The sequence below is a fragment of the Amphritea sp. genome (assembly GCF_016744155.1).
Taxonomy (GTDB): domain Bacteria; phylum Pseudomonadota; class Gammaproteobacteria; order Pseudomonadales; family Balneatricaceae; genus Amphritea.
The window spans coordinates 103,933-122,330 of the sequence record NZ_JADGEW010000009.1; the positions used below are offsets into that span (position 1 = coordinate 103,933).

Here is an 18,398-nt window from a genome sequence, read left to right on the forward strand (position 1 = left end):
TCACCTGGAGGTATGAAGTTTATAGACGGTGCGGGCAATACGCTTTGATGTGGCCCGCTCAGGAGTCAGAATTCGCTTTACTGCTATCTGAGTCTCTTTACCCCGTCGGTTTGTCTTAACCTGTTTTACAACCAGATTAAGCCTTGGCGAATAGGATACAACCAGCTTCTCACGGAAACTTTCTACATAATATTTATTCACCGAAAATCGAGTACAACTGTAATCTTGAGTTACCAGATCTTGCTTACTCAGCCGATAATTACCTTTTCCTGTATAGCTGCAACGCCAAAGACGACTGCTAGATCCCTTATTAAGGTCTCTACGAGTCAGTGAAAACTGAACGGATTCTCGGGCACTATAAGGGATAAGTTCAACGGCACTCATATCAGCTACAAATTGATCGTAACCGCTTAACTCTTCTGTAAAGCGACGATATTCAAGAACTGGGAAGTAAGGCAGATAGGAGCGTTTATAACGACGGTTGCGTTGATTTTCCCAGAGGTTCCACTCACTATTCTGTTCTACCAGCTTCTCAACATTTCCATTGGTATAGATTACGACACTACCGGGCTCAAGCTTTGCCATCACAATTGCTGGAACCATCAAAAGTAGAGAGACAACTTTCGCTATAGTTTTAGTCTTCATCATTTCTTCCCTTTTCAAAGTCATCATTGGCCGACTGCGGCAGATCAATAAGCACCTGCAAACCACCTAATCGACCGGCGTTCAGACTCATTTTCCCGTTATAGCTGCTAACAACAGAGTGGCAAATTGATAACCCCAAACCATGGTTATTATCACCCTGCTCGTCTGCGCGATTGCCTCGCCAAGTCATACTGTCAATTTTATCAGTCGGTATTCCAGGCCCATCATCACTGACGATAATGGTCCAGCTTCCTCTGTTTTCTTTTATATGCAGCAACACTCGTGAACGAGCATAACGCCAGGCGTTATCCAACAAATTGCCCACCAGCTCCAACATATCGTCACGATCAAATGGTATTGCGGTTTCTGGTACTTGCTGATTTAGTTCTATCTCGCTACCACTACGTTTTTGATTCAATAGCTGCACCAGGTAAGGGAGCTCTTCACGGGGATAAAAGAGCTCACCTGGCGCGGGGGAGCCGGAGATCCTGGCTCGACGCAATTCACTTTCAATACGCCGATGAAGCTGACTATAAATCTGCCGCAAGCTTGCACGGTTATCTGAAGATTCAGCCGCTTCAGCTAATATCTGCAGATGCTGTAACGGAAGTTTCAATTCATGGGCCAGGTTTCCAGTTGCCATTCTTGAACGACTTAGCTGTTTCCCTGAATGATCAACCAAACGTTCAATGGCATCAGCTAGGGGCTTCACCTCCTGCGGGATACCTTCAGGCAAATTGACAGCTCCGCTAACCTTGCCTCTCAGCAGGGCATTCTGCAAAGGTTTCAGCGTACCAAACCCCCATTGCAAAATACGCCGCTGTAACAACAAAATAAACAACGTCAATGCCACTAAGATTGTTAACAGGTAATACTCATATTCATTCTGACGAGCAATAAATAAGCTAATGTCCTCAGCCACCCAAATGGTCATATCATGACCCTGTTTACGAACCCCTTGCTGCCAGACTAACCAGCGTTCATCACCTATACCCGGCACCCTGAATTGAATGTTTTCACCGGGAGGAAGGAAATTCACCTCGGGCTTAGCATCCCACAAGCTACGTGAGCGAAGCTCACCACCGTCCCAACTGATCACATAATAGTGGCCTGTCCGAACTCTTTTATAAATTTCTGATACACGGCTCTCATCAATCTGCCAACGGCCATCAGACCACTCGAGTGCGGTAATAATGTTCTCAACATCATGCCCTAAGCGAGAACCGATATACTCGCTGGTAATCCGGTGCATCACATTGTGAAGCACAAAGAGAAGCAGGACGAACGCAGGTACCACCAGCAAGATTAAGCCACGCCGGATCCGTCGTTCAAGGGATGGCATCGCCAAATTCATGAGTCACAGCCTTCGGCTTGCAGACAGTAACCCTGTCCCCGACGAGTTTTGATAAACTGCTTACCAAAGCGCTGCCTTAGCCGATTAATATAGACCTCAATCACATTACTATCCCGAATCTGTTCCTCTTCATACACATGTTCCGACAACACAGACTTACTCACCAACCGGCCAGGATTCATCAACAGATATCGCAACAGTCTAAATTCGATGCCGGTTAACTCGAACTCAACCCCATCAACGCTTTTAGCTATATGAGTATCCAGATCCAACGTGATACCCCCATATTCTAACTGCTGCGTAATCTGTCCATGACGACGACGAATAAGAGCTTCCAACCGGGCCATCAGTTCTTCCATATAGAAAGGCTTACCAAGATAGTCATCTGCACCGGCTTTTAACCCATCCACCCGTTCCTGCCAACTATCACGGGCGGTTAAAATAAGAACTGGGGTTGCGTTCTGTTCTGCTCGCATCTCACGTAATACTTCAAGCCCCGGTTTTTCTGGTAAGCCCAGATCTAAGATAATAACGTCGAAATCGCCTTCGCGAATCCATATGGCACCGCGCATACCGTCATGACAGACTTCAACAACATAGCCCGTGCTCTGTAGCTGGCTGCGTAGTTGATCTACTAATTTGACGTCATCTTCTACTATCAAAATCCGCATTTCGATTACTCTCCGAACGTTTCTTGGAGTAACTCACCGGTCACCGCATCAAACTCATACTCACTCACATGCCCATCGGCATGAAGCACTTCTATTTCGTAAGTAAACTCTTCATCGCTCTGTTCCAGCTCCAGATCTAACATCCGATTACCGGTAAGAATGGCATGCATTGCCAATAACTGATCCAGAGAAACAATCAGTCCTTGATCCACTAGCTCTGCCGCTAAATCGGGATCAACCTTATCCTGCGGATCGGCAGAGACTCCAACAGCAAAGCCGCATATAAGTAGTAGTAATATCGATTTAGCTAAATAAGACATATAACGAGTTCATACTTGCTAGGTTTAAAAACAGTTTAGCTGGGCTAACTTAAATGAAACTTAAAAAAGAGGAAAAAATGGAGGTAAACATAATTATTTTACATAATTAATGACTTAGAAAGGATACCGAACAAACATCAGAGCTACAGACAAGTCTGGACCGTACTCTTAATATGGCAATAAATCTGGTCTGATCAGATCTGTATATAGCCGTTATTGCTCTTTAACAACTGAGCCAGATCATCGGCTTTTAGTGGCCGGCTAAAGAGGTACCCCTGTATCTCTTCACACTGCAGTTCCCGAAGAAATTCCAGCTGAGATTTTTCTTCGACTCCCTCAGCGGTCACACTCAGCCCAAGGTTATGGGCGACGGCAATAATCGCCTGAGTAACTGAGGCATCACCTGGATCCGTAGTCACATGGGTAATAAAGGATCGATCCACTTTCAATTTATCGATGGGAAATCGTTTCAAATAACTCAAACTTGAGTATCCGGTGCCAAAGTCGTCTATCGCCAACTGAACCCCTAAGGCCTTCAGACGATGCAATGTTTCAACCGACCCTTCCACATCATCCATCAGCATATTCTCTGTTATTTCTAACTCCAGACAGTGCACGGGCAAGCCAGTATCCAACAGCACCTGACTCACCAGTTTTTCCAGATTCTGTTTAGCAAACTGGCGAACAGAGAGGTTTACGGCAACTCTAATTTCTGGAAGCCCTTGTACCTGCCACGCCCGGGTTTGATGACAAGCCTCTCTCAGTACCCACTCACCAATCGGGGAAATCAATCCTGTTTCTTCCGCCACCGGAATAAACTCAACCGGTGATACAAATCCGAGTTCTTTGCTATGCCAGCGCAACAGCGCCTCAACCCCAATAATTCTCCCGCTAGACATCTCAACCTGAGGCTGGTAATTCAGAGACAACTCATTCAATTCGATAGCATGTCTTAGGTGACTTTCCAGTTCTAACCGACGTTTAGCTACGATATTCATCGATTTTACAAACAGCTCGTAACCATTTTTTCCTGCATGCTTAACAAAATACATCGCGGCATCAACGTTCTTCATCAGGCTGTCTACATCTTCACCATGATGAGGAAAAATAGCGATACCTATACTCGGAGTCACCACAACCTCATGACCCGCCAGGTCGATAGTCATACCTATAGATTCAAGAATCCGGCGGGCAGCCTCTTCAGCATCGCTGATCTGATTTATTTCAGGTAATAACACAGTAAACTCATCGCCACCGAATCGAGCGACTAATGGACTACTCTGATCATTATCACTGACACTCTCAGTAATCCTACGAGCAACCTCCTGTAGCAATAGGTCACCCATACCATGACCAAATGTATCGTTAATACGTTTGAAATTATCCAGATCTAAAAACAGCACCGCCCCCAGAAAACCATTTCGATCAGCGGTTTCTATAGCCAGTTTAACCCGTTCACTAAATACGCTCCGGTTTGCCAAGCCAGTAAGGCTATCAAAGCGGGCCAATCTAAGAACCTGATCTTGGGCCTGTTTAAGCTCAGACACATCCAGCATAGTTCCTGCGATCAGGGTTGCCTTCCCCTCATCATCACAGAAGACTTCTACCTGATGCTGCATATTCATCAGGCCCTGGCCGGGAATACCAATACTATGATTAATGCCCGACATAAACCCAGAATAATGACAGTTAAGCTGCTCTTTTAACCAATGCCTAAGTTGACATCGCTCCCTGGCAGGAACACAGCGTAAAAAAGACCTGAAACCAGGTTTCGTCCGACCTCGCTGACCGCCTAACAGTTGGTAGAACTGATCAGACCAGTAAATTTCACCACTAGTGACATGCCATTCCCAGTTTCCCAATCGGGCAATTCGCTGCGCATTACCCAGACGCGTTTCACTAATCTGTAACTCACGCAGCTGTTCCGTGGTATTACTGGCCCTGATCATATAGTTGAGGCGATGACCCAGGATTTTCCAGTTAAAAGGCTTAGTCACAAAATCAGTCGCGCCAGCAGCATAGGCTTCACGGACGGAGTCGAGGTCATCCTGCCCCGTCGCCATCAAGATCGGCACAAGTTTGCCACAAGGTAAGCTACGTAACTGACGACAAACTTCGAAGCCATTCAGTTCAGGCATCTCTACATCCATCAGCACGATATCTGGCTGAGCGTCCTGAAAGGTTCGAAGTGCTGTCACACCATTATCTGCCAACAGAACCTCAAACCCTTCCTGTTGCAGGGACTGAGTCGCCAGTAAGCGAGCCGTCAGATCATCATCAACAACTAATACTCTGCAAATTACAGGTGTCACATCACTCACTATAGACATGCTCACCTTCTCTCTCTTTAATATCGAGTAACGTCTGACTCACCCTAAGATAAGCACCTTCAATCTGAGAGACTAACTCATCAGATTTTTCTATTGTTTTATCCCGGCCAACCTGTTCCAGCGCTTTACATAACTCAGCCAGATTCATCGCCCCAAGATTGTAACTACTGGACTTAAAGCTATGAGCCGCGACTCTGAGCATCTCAGAATCCTGGGCTTCTATCGCCGCATTAATGCGGGCCAGGTCGTCAGGTGATTTTTCAAGGTATGCAGTAATAATTTTATGTAGAAATACGCCACTGGTATCCATCTCAATCAGTTGTGAAATGACATCTCTGTCAATCTCCCCCATCTGTTCAGGATTTTCTCTCTCACCAGACTCCGTTGGCACCACGGTGTAAGACTCTTTCAACTCAGCACAGCCATCACCACTACCACCCAGCCAACGTTTTAAAATAAGACTAATCTGTCTTTTATTAAAAGGTTTCGCCAGGTAATCATCCATGCCTACTTGCAAACAGCGCTCCCGATCATCGGCCATAGCATTGGCGGTCAGAGCGATCACAGGAAGATGAGGCCGCTGTTTATCACGTTCCAGTTTCCGAAGCTCTTGAGTCGCCTGATAACCATCCATCTCTGGCATCTGGCAGTCCATCAGCACCAACTGGTAATCGGTCTGCTGCAGCATCTTCAACGCTTCAACCCCATTGCCCGCAGTATCAACAGTAACACCCAATCCTCTCAGAGCCTGCAGCGCGTACTCCTGATTCACCGGATGATCTTCCACCAGCAGAATATGCCCTGACACAGAATCTAGCTCTGCAAGCCGACGAAGTTCAGGCCGTTCCTGTTTAGGAAGCAGATCTGTTTTCGCCATTTTCAGGCCAAACCAAAAGGTGGTGCCTTTCTCCAGCTCACTGGAGAAGTCGATCGCTCCCCCCATCATCTCGATCAGTTGACGAGAGATTGCTAACCCGAGACCGGTGCCACCAAAATTTCGGGTGGTAGAGCTATCAGCCTGAGCAAAGGACTCAAAAATCACGCTTTGATGTTCTGAGGAGATGCCAACGCCAGTATCTGCAATCCGGAACTGAAAAGAGATCTCTTGTTCAGTGTCTTCAAATACGACAGCCGTCACTTCAACCGTCCCCTGAAGTGTGAACTTAATTGCATTACCGATAAGATTCGTCAATATCTGTCGGAGCCGCATAGCATCACCCATTACCACTGTATCGAGCTCAGGCGGCAGGTGACAAATAAGCGTCAAACCTTTCTTTTGCGCCTGAGTATCAAGAATGGACACTTGGGTCTGAATCAGATCAGTCAAGTTCAAGGGGTGGTCTTCGAGTTTTAGCTTACCCGCCTCAATCTTAGAAAAATCCAGGATATCATTGATAATATCCAGCAAGCCTTCACCGGAATACCGAATCATCTCCATAAAACGGCGCTGTTCTTCAGTCAGATCGCTTTCCAGAACTAGATCACTCATGCCAAGCACACCGTTCATTGGAGTGCGAATTTCATGGCTCATTGTCGCCAGAAATTCACTTTTCGCCTGGCTAGCCTTAATCGCGGTCTCTTTCTCTTTATGTACTTGCTGAATAGTTTTTCTGATTGCCATCTCCATGAACAGAAATGACTCAGCCAGACGGCCAATCTCATCTTTATTTTTCTGAGCAAGATTCATGACTTTCTTGCTCTGATCCGCAGGCCTTATAAAGTCCTGATCAGGCAGCGACATTGCATAAGATGCCAGAATATTTAACGGGCGGGCCATACGAAATACCAGAATGAAAGCAGCACCAATACTGATCATAAAAATCAGCCCGATGATCAGACTTTGCTGAGCAACCACCGTTCGGCCAGGCGCTGAAATCTCAGCAATCGGAACCACGACAGCGGAGTACCAATCAAACGCTTTAAAGTAACTAAAGTAGATCTGTACTTCTCGGCCTCCTGTAAAGGGACTCTGATGACGAATTGAGTCCTCGCCACGACCATGGGCCTCAATAATTTGTTCAAGCACGCCCGCTTGACTCCAGTCCAGATCATCCGTGGTAATTCCACCCTGCAAACGCTGTAGTGGCGGTTCTATCAACGCATTCTGTTGGCCATTAAACAGAATCGCATAACCTGTCTCAGCAACCTGAAGCTTATTAAACGTAGTTCGTAGCGCGTCAACAATCGAACTCATCTTCTGCTGACTTTGCTGTTCAACATCGGAAAAATTAACCACAATAGCCAGTGTCCAGTCCCAAGATGAGACAGGAATAAAGTACCCCATATACTTATCGCCATTAGGGAGGCCCGGTTTGTGCCAATAGAAAATTCCGCTATCGCCTTTCGGGTCCAGCCGGTCATAGCGCATCGATTGATGCAGTTGACGCCCTTTCAGGTCTCGTAAACCCGCTATTGAAGTGCCGGTAAGCGCATGATCCGTTGAACCGATAATAGCGCCATCAGCACCGAACAGGATCAGGTCTCCATTATCAAAATCGACACTTTCAATCCAGTTTAGAGCAGTATCTTTTGCGACACCTTCACTCAGAAGGTTGGGCTTTGAAACATGAGCATAGCTATCTAATACCGATTTCCCCAAGCGTGTTAATTGGCGCATATCCCTTTTTATTTTATGAAGAATATCGACTTTTTCAGTCACTAACTGATCATATCCAGCACGTATATTCAGGTCGGCAAGCTGCAATACGTTCAGAGCTGATTTCTGCTCCGCAACTAGCATTGCCTGACCCACATCTCGTTGGGTAAAGTACATCACACCAGCTGCGGTGCCGAGTAACACCGCGACAACAAGCGCAATAATTTTAAATTTGAAACTGGACAACATACTCAGTACTCAGGGTTGTTCTATCTGCCAATAAAGTTGATCTGCAGCCGCCAGAAGTTCTGCATCAAGATACAGTCCGATCTGTTCTGCTGTTTTAAGATTAAGGGTGATCCTGTCAGCTTCTGCCGATACATTCATCAGGGAGGCAGGCTTTCCACCATTAAATATTTTTCCGGCTATATTGGAAAGTAATCGCCCTTCTTCCCGAAACCCTTCTACCTGGGACAGGCTCATAAGATAACCCAGTTTAACCTCACGCTGCCCATACTGAGAGAAGGTTGGAATACTATGCTGATTAGCGATATCGACTAGAGCCGGGATAGTTTGATTGTTAACACCTCCCTGAACCGTCACGTAAATCGCATCCACCTTTCCCGCCAGTTCAGTGAAACAATCGATAACCGATTGGTCGGCCTGAACCTGGTCCACTATATCGCTCTGAGTATGGCAACTGATTACCTGAAAATTTCGTTCTGCAGCCAGTCGCTCGATAGTATCAATTGAGGCATAGCTGCGGCCTTCATAACTATCCTCAAAAGCCACGCCCAGTGTTTTAAAACGGATCAGATCATGAAACAGCGTTACCTGGCGTTCATAGCGCAACGGGTCTTCCGTAATATAGATATGCCGATATGACTCATCATTTTCTTGAACCAGTCCGACCGTTCGCGGGTCATTCACCGAAATAACCATCGTCGGCACCGAATGTCTGTCAACGGCTATATCAATACCCGCCCAGGTGCCCATCGCTAATATGAGATTTATCTCGCCACTCTTTTGTAGACGACCGACTACCAGTTCACGTAATTCTGCTCGATATTCTCTATCCCAGTCCGCACTGTAAAAGCCATCAGGCAAAAATTCGATGTAGTCGCTTTCGACATTAACTATCAGCCAATCCCATAACTCACCTGCAGATGAGAACTGGCTCGGAATTTTTTTAGGGCTGATCCAACCCTGCTCCATCAGCCCCTCGGTAGTCACTCTAAGGTACTGATAATAATCACGATACTCACCGCCTTGATAATAGGCCAGACGCCACTTTTCTCCCTGGTTAAGGCATGGTTTGCTATCTATTTCAGTCGCCTGAAGGGGAGAATAAAAACAGGACATTAATAACACTATCCCTGTCAGCCAAAATCTCAGCTGTTGCTTTCCCTGTTGTAACATAGAGTCACTTATATCCTTGTTTTATATTTATTCTTCAGGAATCTCTCGATAAACCTCATCCGCTGCACCCAGCAACAGTAATGGCGGATTAAAGCCAACAATCTCTGCTGTTTTTAGGTTCACCGCCATCCGGGGAGGCTCTTCAAAAAGTTGAGTTAATTGATTAGGTAACGCCCCGTTAAATACTTTGGCAAAAGTAGACGCATGAAATTCACCCACGTAGCGAAATCCCGCCTGAGACAAGCTCAACAGAAAACCTTTACTAACCTCTTCTGAACCTGACTGGGAAAACGTTGGTACCCGATGTTTATTAGCAATGCTGACCAATTTACTAATGCTGTCACTGGTAATACCACCCTGCACGGTGACATAGATAGCATCAACCTTCGGAGCCAGCTTCTCAAAACAATTAACAACACTTGCTTCGGCTTTTGCAGTATCTTTAATGTCACTCTGGGTGTAACAACGAGCAATGTTAAATCCCCGCTCCTTGCTTAGCTTTTCAATAACATCCAGCGCAGCATAGCTACGTCCATTATCAGAATTTTCATAGGCCACCCCTAAGTTTCTGAAATTAACAATATCGTGAAATACCCGCACCTGACGTTCATAGCGATTTGGATCCAGGGTGGCATGTATATGATCAAAACCAGAATCATCAACGCTCTTAATAATTCCAGCAGCTAATGGGTCGCTGGCAGAAAGCACCATTGTTGAAGTGCTATGACGATCATTGGAAAGCGCTTTGCCTGCCCAGGTCCCCATAGCAATCATTAGATCAATATCATTTTCATGATTCAGCCGAGAAACTATCTCTTCTGCCATCTGATCCCGCTGGGTCTCATGCCATTGCGCGTTATAGTGAGCATCTTCTACAAACTCAATATATTTACTATCGACCCCCCTCAACCATTGCCAAAATAGCGCGGTTTGCTCGCCCTCCTGATCCGGGACCTCAACTTTATCAATCCAGCCTTTCTGCATCAGGCCTTTAACCGTTTCGATCAGAATTTTCTGATAATCGGTATATTCGCCACCTTCAAAGTAGCCAATCCGCCATCGCTGATCACCATTCATTACTGGCTCTGTAGGAAAAGTCTCTTTATCTGTATACGATCCAGCCAGCGCAACTGGCACCATCAAACAACACAAAATGACTAAACACAGGCTTTTTATACACCGCATAACCTCTCCTCTCCCCCTACAGGAATACATCTCATCCATTTATACACTTGTTCGAAAAAGGATGATATTCAACTTATATAACCTACATCAATCTAAACGTCTGATAACAACTTTATCTGATAGCTGCTCACTCTGAATACAGGCAAGAGTGTGTCGCCAGTCTATCTCCTGTTCATCGCCAGACAGCACATCAGCAACTGTTTCAGCCAGTGATGCACTATGCGCATCTCTAATATTGATACCGGAGATAAATTCCAGTTCTTCAATAGAGACCTCCCCAGTCGCCAACATTTCCAACGGCCCTGCTGGCAGCAAGGTGTTCTTCTGTTCAATCATGATGGCCTGCATGCCAGAGAGATAACCATCAGTACAGCTTTCAGCCACTAGAGCAGCTTTCTGAGCTTCTCCCTCCTGCGTCAACATATCCACGATTCCCTGCTGCATCTGGGGCAGATAATCCGCCTGATAATAGCCGCCTAAACAGGTAACTCCCCGAGCCAGCGATATTGCCAGAAAACAACTGAATACTGAGGGCAGTAACTGCCCCTGGTTTATCGCTTCAGCAAGAGGCTCTGCCTCAATACTGTAGCGATACTCAACACCATTATCGTCACAACCGCAGAGCATCCGCTGCCCCAAATCCTCAACCAGCATCAGAGGAATACGACGAAAACGTTTATCGACGCCCCAAAAACAAAAAGTGCCGGCCCCGGGCATCTGTTTCATTTCAGAATCAGACTTCCCCTCCCAACGTTGCTCCAATAGATCCTGATTCCAGCACCCCCCGACACTATTCAGCCGCTGATAGAGCTTTGAAATCATCCCTTTATCAAAGAGTAGTGAAACTAAACTACCCGAGTTCTGAAGATCACGAAGCAGCAGTTTCTGCGTTAATTTTTCGAGTTCAATAGTGACCAATTGAGGCATCTTAGCAGAGGCTGTAAAAAGGCGACTCCAGATACGTTCATTTAAGATCACAGATTGGGCAGAATAGCTCTGTTGGGCCTGAACATCTTCTGACAGATATTCACCCTCTATCAGCTGCAGCAACGACTCGATTAAGGAGGAATCTGCACCTTGTGCAGCAACGTCCTGAACCCGCTTCAGCACAGGTTTTATCATATTAATATCAAGACCTTTCACCCGAGCCACCGGCTGTCGCCTGAGTTTATTTGAGTAAAAAGGTATTCGTAATGGCCAAACCCCGTCATTACAATCAGTGCCGTACAAAAGAGCTCCCCGGGGATAGGTAACATTATCCAGGGGGATATTGGCACAAGAAAAAACAGGAATAGTTGATATCCCTTCGATCTGCCGTTTAGCCAGACCAAATAGCATACTCCCTTGCACTGACTGAGCAAAAAAGTCGACCCCGTGATGGTTGGTCGTCAGCGCTACCGGATGCTTTAAAAAATCAGCAGCAGTGCGCTCTGCGAGCTGCTTACCTAACAAGGGTTCAACATACTCATGAATCACTTCTGCAATATCGGAGCAGGGTTGATAACTGATCTGACTCACCCTACAGATTTGCTGAAGATACTCTGCAACGGAAAGATTCCCCGCCGATGATAATACCCGGTCAACCACCGGAGCCTCCCGACAAACAATACTAAGGAGCTGCTCTGCCAGATTCTGCTTATCAGTGATAACACCGCTATTCATGAGTAATACCAACCGGCTTAATGACCGGAGAACCCCTTGGGACCCAGGTAAGAAGAGCAAAAAGAATAGCCGTTATCAGATAGATAACCCCAAACATCATAACGCCATTCTCGATATCTGTGGTTGCAATAATAGCTGCAAAAATAACCGGCCCGAGCATCTGGCCTACCCGGCTACTAGAGCGAAAGATCCCCATAGACTTTCCTTCACCATAACGACCCGTAACTTCCTGTTTTAATACAAAAGCACTTTGTGCGGACAATACCAAACAGTTCGAAAGCCCTAATAAGAGAACTGATAGCGTAACCGCAACTACACCATCGAGAACACCAAACACGAGAAAGGCTCCACCTCCCAGAACGCAGCCCAGAATTATCGGCCCCCGTTTAGTTTCACTCTGATCAGCAAACCGCCCAATCGCCGGGCCCAGCAAAGCTAAAACCACACCAAATAGCATCAACACTTGCCCGATAGAAGCATCATTCAGACCCGCACGATTCAGATAAACCGGACTGAAATAGTTCAAAAAACCAACCACTGCAATCGACGCCGGCATACTACTGAACAGCGTTGCTGCTAACACCTGACGATCAAACAGAAAGCTCATAAAAGATGGCGAAGGGGGAGTAACTTTGTCTGTATTTAGTTTTGTTACAGAGTCTACTTTCTTTGTCTGTTCAGCTTTCTTAACCACCTCATCCCCTACAGGTTGAGACAGCGTTAGTAAGCCATAAAGAATAACGCTAAAGACAACCAAAGCACCCAGCAGGAATACCGGGCCATAACCAAACTGCTCAGCGAGTACAGCACCCGTTGCCGCGCCACAGATGCTGCCGGAATAAAGCCCCGCAAAAAGATGCGCCAATCCTCTTGCTTTATTACTGCTATCAGTATGTTTGATCACATACCCCTGAGACGCTAACAAGGTCAAACCATAACCAAACCCGAGCACCCCTCTGGAGAGAATAAACTGCACAGCATCAGGCGCTAGCCATGAGTAAAGGCAACCCAGCCCTGTTATCACCAGGCCAGTATAAAACGGTGCCTTCCAGCCACTTTTATCCAACCAGACACCGCAGCACAAGATCGCCACGCCTACACAAAAAAACTCGACCGATATAGGTAATCCGATCAGCAGATCAGGGCTGATGCTACTCAAACTTTGCGGTAACGTTTCCATATGCAAAGGAATAAATGCCATCGACAGATCAATGCCAAAAAGAAATAGAAAGATGGCCGGTCGCATCTGCTTAAAATGCACGGTTTTTAGCTTAGGCTGGCGACTACCGCTCTGTTGAAATACCGCTAGCTCAAGTGCAAACAGAAAGGTAATCAGCAAGGCTGTGCCCAAATCAAACAGAGATAAAGCCTTAGAGCCCTGTAAAAAGTGCTGTAAACAGAGCAAAGACAAAGAGACACCGCAAAGCGCCATCATCAAACGGCTAATGCTTGCCCCTGATAAGGATGCTGTTCTTCTTTGACTGAACTGAATCATTGCCAATAAAAGAGTCGGAAAAGCGATCGCATATCCGCCCCAATAGATAACCTCTATTAGTGAGATATCTATAGCAGCACGCTCATAAGCAGCAAATATAAGCAATGCCGCTAGGCTAGTAATGAAGAGAAGCTGTAGGCAACCACTAAAGAACAACTTAATCGCAGAACGCTCCATCATGGTACTACCCTGTTGATATCGCTCCCTGTAATATCTTTAGACGATAGTTTCTCTATCACCCGATGATGCTCAGGTAGCAAACGGTATACACCATCAAACAACATCACCGGCGAACTGGCTAAAGACCAACCTTCATCAGAACGATTGATCCTTATTCGCGCGTTATCATCATGCCAGCGGCAGCGATGGGGCAAAATATCGATCTCATCCAACGTTAATTGACTGAGTTTGCTGTAGACATAAGCAACCGCCAGAGCGCCGGTTCCACAGGCCAGTGTTTCTCTGTTTATCCCCCTTTCATAACAGCGATTCTCGAGCACTCCAGACCGTTGGCTTCTAGCCAGATTAACATTGATTCCTGCGGGAAATATCTCTTTATAACGAGCATTCATATACTTCCCAATATGCTCCACCAGCCAGGTACCGAAACTTTCACGTCGGTCTTTAACCGACCATTGTTCAGAACTACCAAAAATATAATCAGCCAGCTCAGGTATAGAGAAATCACTATCAGGAAAAATCACCAGATGGGGCTCCCCAGTGAAAACTAAATAAGCCTTAAGTTGTAATTCCCTCTCATCACTGAAGGCACGCAGATCGCCAGCCCGAAAGTTAATTTTAATATCAGAGTATAAATCGATTGTTTCAGTAAAGGCTTCAGAGAAACCAGCAGTTGCTAGTTCAACTGGTGCTTTACGGGGGTGCCCAAGGTTAACCCAACCGCCCATGCTATCTGCACCGGCACCAATCTGAATAACCTTAGGTTCAGGCAGAGGAATCTCTGTCATAATTGACGCAGAAGTCACCCCATGCTGATGCAACAGATAACTGGCTACGCACATCAGACCATTACCGCAACAAAGTGCTTCTTCGCCATCAGGCTCGAACATCCTAAACAGATAATTAGCCTGTTCGGCCTCTGGTGGCCAACACCAATAAGGACGCTCTTTAGCGATAGCTTGCAACGCCTCTTTACTACAACGTTGAATTACCAGTAAATTATCGCAACCCACCCCAAAACTGATATTAGTCGCCTGAAACGCAAACCGTGACATTTCATACTCAGTGAGAGACGTATGCTCCGTTTCATCAACAATAACAAAGTTATTACCGCATGATGTGTACTTAACAAACGGAACTAATTTCATGGTAAATTTCCGATAGCGTTCGTGGGAATTCCAGAAGCCAGGAATATAAAAATTCTCACACATAAACCACACCTGTCTGCACACAAGTACTACTACTCAAATGCCGATAGGTAAAAGCTTATTTCGATATGTACGAGACTACATTCAAGACAGAAAACTCGCCGATCAAACAAACGTTTTATTTTATTATAAGCATGCAACTTACCATCACACTAGTCGGTTTATCAAACGAGGGGCTACCCAAAATGAGGTTAACAAATAGATAATAGAGCTGATTTTTCAAGGAATTAGCGCTGAAGCAGTTGTATGTCTGAGGTTATAGCTGCCAGCTGGTTCTAGTCGAAACGAAGTGTTATTCCGCCCTAATAAGAACAATCACTATATATAGCGCTGAATACGTCTGGAAAACATATCAACTGCAATATTCAACAAAGCAGCTGTCAAAATCAGCACCAGCGCCACATCAAAGCGGATTTCCTGTATCGCACTGTCTACAAAGAATCCAAGCGTATGGATACCCAAGATACCCAGGATGGCAGTTTCCCGCATAATCACTTCCCAGCGGTAAAGCATAAAAGAGAGAAAAGAGGGGTAAATACGAGGTAATAGCTCATAAAAATAGCGATCTAAGCGTCGTTTGGGGAGATCTGATCGCAGTACTAATTCATTACTATGTCGCCCTGAAAGATAGCCAATCAGAGCCCCGTTATGGATTGCCAGAGCTATCACTGCCGGTAACATTGAAGGGCCGAGCAACTGTAACAATATGTATGCCAAAAGATATTCCGGCGTAGAACGAGCGATCACCAGCAGCACATAACCGGGCATCCGACCGGGTAAGCTATAACAGTATCGACTAATCAATGGGAACATAATCAAAGCACACAAACCGGTTACTACCAACGCTATCTGAGACAAAACTAAAGTATTCCAGATCCCAGGCAACGCCTGGTTAAACATAATATCTGAAGTCCATTGGGATAGTTTAGATAAGCTTTCCCATTGCCCTCCTGCTTCGCTATTACGAAGCGGGGCCGGAATAATATCTTCAGAAATAAAGCGCCAGGCATTCCCCCAGACAATAGGCATGCCATCCCCTAAGAAAAAGGGAGATCCCAGAAAAAGTGCAGGCAAAGTCCATCGTCTCAACCAGATTTTCTTAGTGGCTATCAGCAGGTAAAAAAGCATTAACAGTGCGGCGACTTCGGAGTAATAGCCTTGTGAAAATGAAGATTCCAGGTAATAGCCCAACGTTGGTAGCCCAACAAAACCAAGAATAGCGCTACTGCGAATACCACACTCTAAACGATATGAGGTGTAACTAACCAAATGAGGCCAGGCGAGAGGCAAACGGGTGTAAAGAAGCGTATTGAGATAACCCGTTCCGGAAGGCAACGTCCGTGCTGGCAGCATTGGCACTTGAGCCAACATTTCAGCATACATACGCGCGAAGATACCACTATAAGGAATGGCAATCGCCAATAATCCAGTCAACGGATGAAGACCAAAAAACTGCAAAAAAATCAGCGCCCAAAACAGCTCATGTATAGAGCGTACCAGTGCACAGAAACCACGAACAAATGCATTATGAAACATCAGTGCCAGTAAGAAACCTCCGACGACTGCCAGAGCCACTCCGGCAAAGGCAAACGCCAGAGTAGACAACAAGGCTTCAAGCACTAAACTCGACTGCATCAGACTGGGATGAAATAAACCGTCTGCAAGACGCCACATCTCAGCCCAGGGATCGATACTGGAAATTTCAAGATCTGCAACAAAAAGGCAGCATATCGCCACCAGTACAAACCCTATGCTAGTTTTGACACCGCCAGACCAACGAGATAAAGAGGAAAGCATCGCCTCAGTAAAACTCATTTAGCGATGAGACAGTGAGGCGATGCGCAGACTCATCCAGAACCAGTTCCCCATTTTGGATCGCAATAATCCGCTGACCATACCGCAGCGCTCGATCGACATCATGCAAACTGATAACCGCCGTTGCAAAATATTGCCCCAGCAGCGCCATCACCCTGTCAGCTTCCGGGCCATCTAGTGCAGAAACAGGCTCATCGGCCAGTAAAACAGGGGCCGCCTGATACAACGCCCGAGCAACAGCAACCCGCTGCTGCTGCCCACCGGATAATTCAGCTACTGCAGAGAAACATTTCTCATCTAAGCCTAACTGCTCAAGCAACGGAGTAACCTCCGCTATCCGCGCGACCGCAGGGTAAATAAAATTCAGACAATTCCGCAAGGCACTATAACGTTGCAAGCGCCCCATGTAGACATTGTGATAAACACTAAGATTTTCTACCAAACCGAGATCCTGAGGAATTAACGCGCAATCCTGTCTGTTCTCAGTGTAGAGATGATTCAACAGTGTCGATTTACCACAACCGCTTTTACCCAGTAAAATCAGGTGCTCACCTGCCCGGACATCCAGAGTGACAGGCCCTAAGACCCGGTGGTTTCCATATGTCAGATAAGCATCCTGAATAGCCAGGCTCGACATTAGTCCAGTAGACCTATCTGCTTAGCCACCTTACGAACTGGTTCGAAGTCTGAATTAGACGCTGGGATAAAGCCCTGTCGAGGGAAACTACTTAACAGTTCCGGATCATTCATCTTCAACAAAGCCTGTTCAACACGGTCAGTAAAGCCCTCGCCATATGCCGCATCAAGATCGCCCCGAAGAGTCCACTGATAATCAGGATAGGTCGGCGTTTCCCAAATCACTTTAACCTTGGCAGTATCGACTTTACCCGCCTCTACTGCGGCATCCCATACTTTATAGTTCAGTGCGCCCAACTGGTAAGCACCAGATTCTACCAAAGCAATTGTTCGCGAGTGATTACCACTAAAACCAACTCGCTTAAACAGCTCATCAGGGCTTTGGCCAAACTGCTCACGCAGATGATACTCTGGCATCAAGCGTCCAGAAGTGGATCCTTTAGACCCAAAGGTAAATGTCAGTCCATCAATTGATTGAGGCAACCGATCAGCTGCACTCAGCCCAGTGCTCTGATGTGCAATAAAATAGGATTTAAATTCAGGATCTTCGACCCCCTGCGCGACCGCACGTGAACCTGGCACCAGTTCACGTGCCTTAACGCCGGAAAGCCCACCAAACCAAGCAAGTTGAACCTGATTATTCCTAAACGCAGTAATAGTGGCTGCATATGATTTAACAGGAATAAAACGAACCTCTGTCTGCAGCTCCTGCTGTAAGTAATCCGCTACTTTCTGAAATCGCTGTTTCAATTGAGTTTCATCCTGATCTGGAATAGCGGTAAACACAAAAGTCGGTGTTGCAAAGGCTGAACCAGCCAGAATCATCAAAGCAAGCACTCTAAACATCATTTTAAACATTTATTTCGTTCCAGAATAATCAGT

Annotated in this window: 14 protein-coding genes; all 14 read right to left on the minus strand. The window is 46.1% G+C overall.

Translation table 11 applies throughout. The features are described 5' to 3' along the window. A complete protein-coding gene (locus QZZ54_RS09535) occupies window positions 1-648 on the minus strand; it encodes a hypothetical protein (protein ID WP_290702153.1) in 648 nt (215 codons plus the stop codon). Next, a complete protein-coding gene (locus QZZ54_RS09540; protein ID WP_290702156.1) occupies window positions 635-1,999 on the minus strand; it encodes a sensor histidine kinase in 1,365 nt (454 codons plus the stop codon). Before QZZ54_RS09540 ends, QZZ54_RS09535 begins: the two co-directional genes overlap by 14 nt. Then, on the minus strand, window positions 1,996-2,670 hold the full coding sequence (locus QZZ54_RS09545) for a response regulator transcription factor (protein WP_290702159.1): 675 nt from the start codon (window positions 2,668-2,670) through the stop codon (window positions 1,996-1,998). Before QZZ54_RS09545 ends, QZZ54_RS09540 begins: the two co-directional genes overlap by 4 nt. Before the next feature lie 5 nt (window positions 2,671-2,675). Continuing rightward, complete coding sequence (locus tag QZZ54_RS09550) at window positions 2,676-2,990, minus strand: PepSY domain-containing protein (protein WP_290702161.1); 315 nt, start codon at window positions 2,988-2,990, stop codon at window positions 2,676-2,678. Window positions 2,991-3,184: 194 nt separating this feature from the next. Continuing rightward, on the minus strand, window positions 3,185-5,320 hold the full coding sequence (locus QZZ54_RS09555) for an EAL domain-containing protein (RefSeq protein ID WP_290702197.1): 2,136 nt from the start codon (window positions 5,318-5,320) through the stop codon (window positions 3,185-3,187). Then, the gene (locus QZZ54_RS09560) at window positions 5,304-8,165 is read right to left on the minus strand and encodes a response regulator (protein ID WP_290702163.1); all 2,862 of its coding nucleotides are present in this window, start codon (window positions 8,163-8,165) and stop codon (window positions 5,304-5,306) included. The genes QZZ54_RS09555 and QZZ54_RS09560 overlap by 17 nt, the downstream gene beginning before the upstream one ends. A 9-nt stretch (window positions 8,166-8,174) precedes the next feature. After that, a complete protein-coding gene (locus QZZ54_RS09565; RefSeq protein WP_290702165.1) occupies window positions 8,175-9,278 on the minus strand; it encodes an ABC transporter substrate binding protein in 1,104 nt (367 codons plus the stop codon). A gap of 84 nt (window positions 9,279-9,362) precedes the next feature. Next, window positions 9,363-10,412: an ABC transporter substrate binding protein gene (locus QZZ54_RS09570; protein ID WP_290702167.1), complete on the minus strand. Its 1,050-nt coding sequence runs from the start codon at window positions 10,410-10,412 to the stop codon at window positions 9,363-9,365. Window positions 10,413-10,607: 195 nt separating this feature from the next. Then, a complete protein-coding gene (locus tag QZZ54_RS09575) occupies window positions 10,608-12,182 on the minus strand; it encodes a hypothetical protein (protein WP_290702169.1) in 1,575 nt (524 codons plus the stop codon). Then, window positions 12,175-13,857, minus strand: coding sequence for an MFS transporter (locus QZZ54_RS09580; protein WP_290702171.1), 1,683 nt, complete (start codon window positions 13,855-13,857; stop codon window positions 12,175-12,177). The genes QZZ54_RS09575 and QZZ54_RS09580 overlap by 8 nt, the downstream gene beginning before the upstream one ends. After that, window positions 13,854-15,068 (minus strand): diaminopimelate epimerase, encoded by a 1,215-nt coding sequence (locus tag QZZ54_RS09585; protein WP_290702173.1) that lies wholly within the window; start codon window positions 15,066-15,068, stop codon window positions 13,854-13,856. Before QZZ54_RS09585 ends, QZZ54_RS09580 begins: the two co-directional genes overlap by 4 nt. Before the next feature lie 315 nt (window positions 15,069-15,383). Continuing rightward, complete coding sequence (locus QZZ54_RS09590) at window positions 15,384-16,880, minus strand: ABC transporter permease (protein WP_290702175.1); 1,497 nt, start codon at window positions 16,878-16,880, stop codon at window positions 15,384-15,386. Beyond that, on the minus strand, window positions 16,867-17,517 hold the full coding sequence (locus tag QZZ54_RS09595) for an ATP-binding cassette domain-containing protein (protein WP_290702177.1): 651 nt from the start codon (window positions 17,515-17,517) through the stop codon (window positions 16,867-16,869). The genes QZZ54_RS09590 and QZZ54_RS09595 overlap by 14 nt, the downstream gene beginning before the upstream one ends. After that, window positions 17,517-18,374 carry a putative selenate ABC transporter substrate-binding protein gene (locus QZZ54_RS09600; protein ID WP_290702179.1) on the minus strand — a complete coding sequence of 286 codons (858 nt, stop codon included), beginning with the start codon at window positions 18,372-18,374 and terminating at the stop codon, window positions 17,517-17,519. The genes QZZ54_RS09595 and QZZ54_RS09600 overlap by 1 nt, the downstream gene beginning before the upstream one ends. Window positions 18,375-18,398 lie beyond the last annotated feature (24 nt).

Coding starts and splice junctions, on each gene's coding strand:
- QZZ54_RS09535 (WP_290702153.1), bottom strand. CDS start 648: ATGATGAAGACTAAAACTATAGCGAAAGTTGTCTCTCTACTTTTGATG.
- QZZ54_RS09540 (WP_290702156.1), bottom strand. CDS start 1,999: ATGAATTTGGCGATGCCATCCCTTGAACGACGGATCCGGCGTGGCTTA.
- QZZ54_RS09545 (WP_290702159.1), bottom strand. CDS start 2,670: ATGCGGATTTTGATAGTAGAAGATGACGTCAAATTAGTAGATCAACTA.
- QZZ54_RS09550 (WP_290702161.1), bottom strand. CDS start 2,990: ATGTCTTATTTAGCTAAATCGATATTACTACTACTTATATGCGGCTTT.
- QZZ54_RS09555 (WP_290702197.1), bottom strand. CDS start 5,320: ATGTCTATAGTGAGTGATGTGACACCTGTAATTTGCAGAGTATTAGTT.
- QZZ54_RS09560 (WP_290702163.1), bottom strand. CDS start 8,165: ATGTTGTCCAGTTTCAAATTTAAAATTATTGCGCTTGTTGTCGCGGTG.
- QZZ54_RS09565 (WP_290702165.1), bottom strand. CDS start 9,278: ATGTCCTGTTTTTATTCTCCCCTTCAGGCGACTGAAATAGATAGCAAA.
- QZZ54_RS09570 (WP_290702167.1), bottom strand. CDS start 10,412: ATGAATGGTGATCAGCGATGGCGGATTGGCTACTTTGAAGGTGGCGAA.
- QZZ54_RS09575 (WP_290702169.1), bottom strand. CDS start 12,182: ATGAATAGCGGTGTTATCACTGATAAGCAGAATCTGGCAGAGCAGCTC.
- QZZ54_RS09580 (WP_290702171.1), bottom strand. CDS start 13,857: ATGATGGAGCGTTCTGCGATTAAGTTGTTCTTTAGTGGTTGCCTACAG.
- QZZ54_RS09585 (WP_290702173.1), bottom strand. CDS start 15,068: ATGTGTGAGAATTTTTATATTCCTGGCTTCTGGAATTCCCACGAACGC.
- QZZ54_RS09590 (WP_290702175.1), bottom strand. CDS start 16,880: ATGAGTTTTACTGAGGCGATGCTTTCCTCTTTATCTCGTTGGTCTGGC.
- QZZ54_RS09595 (WP_290702177.1), bottom strand. CDS start 17,517: ATGTCGAGCCTGGCTATTCAGGATGCTTATCTGACATATGGAAACCAC.
- QZZ54_RS09600 (WP_290702179.1), bottom strand. CDS start 18,374: ATGTTTAAAATGATGTTTAGAGTGCTTGCTTTGATGATTCTGGCTGGT.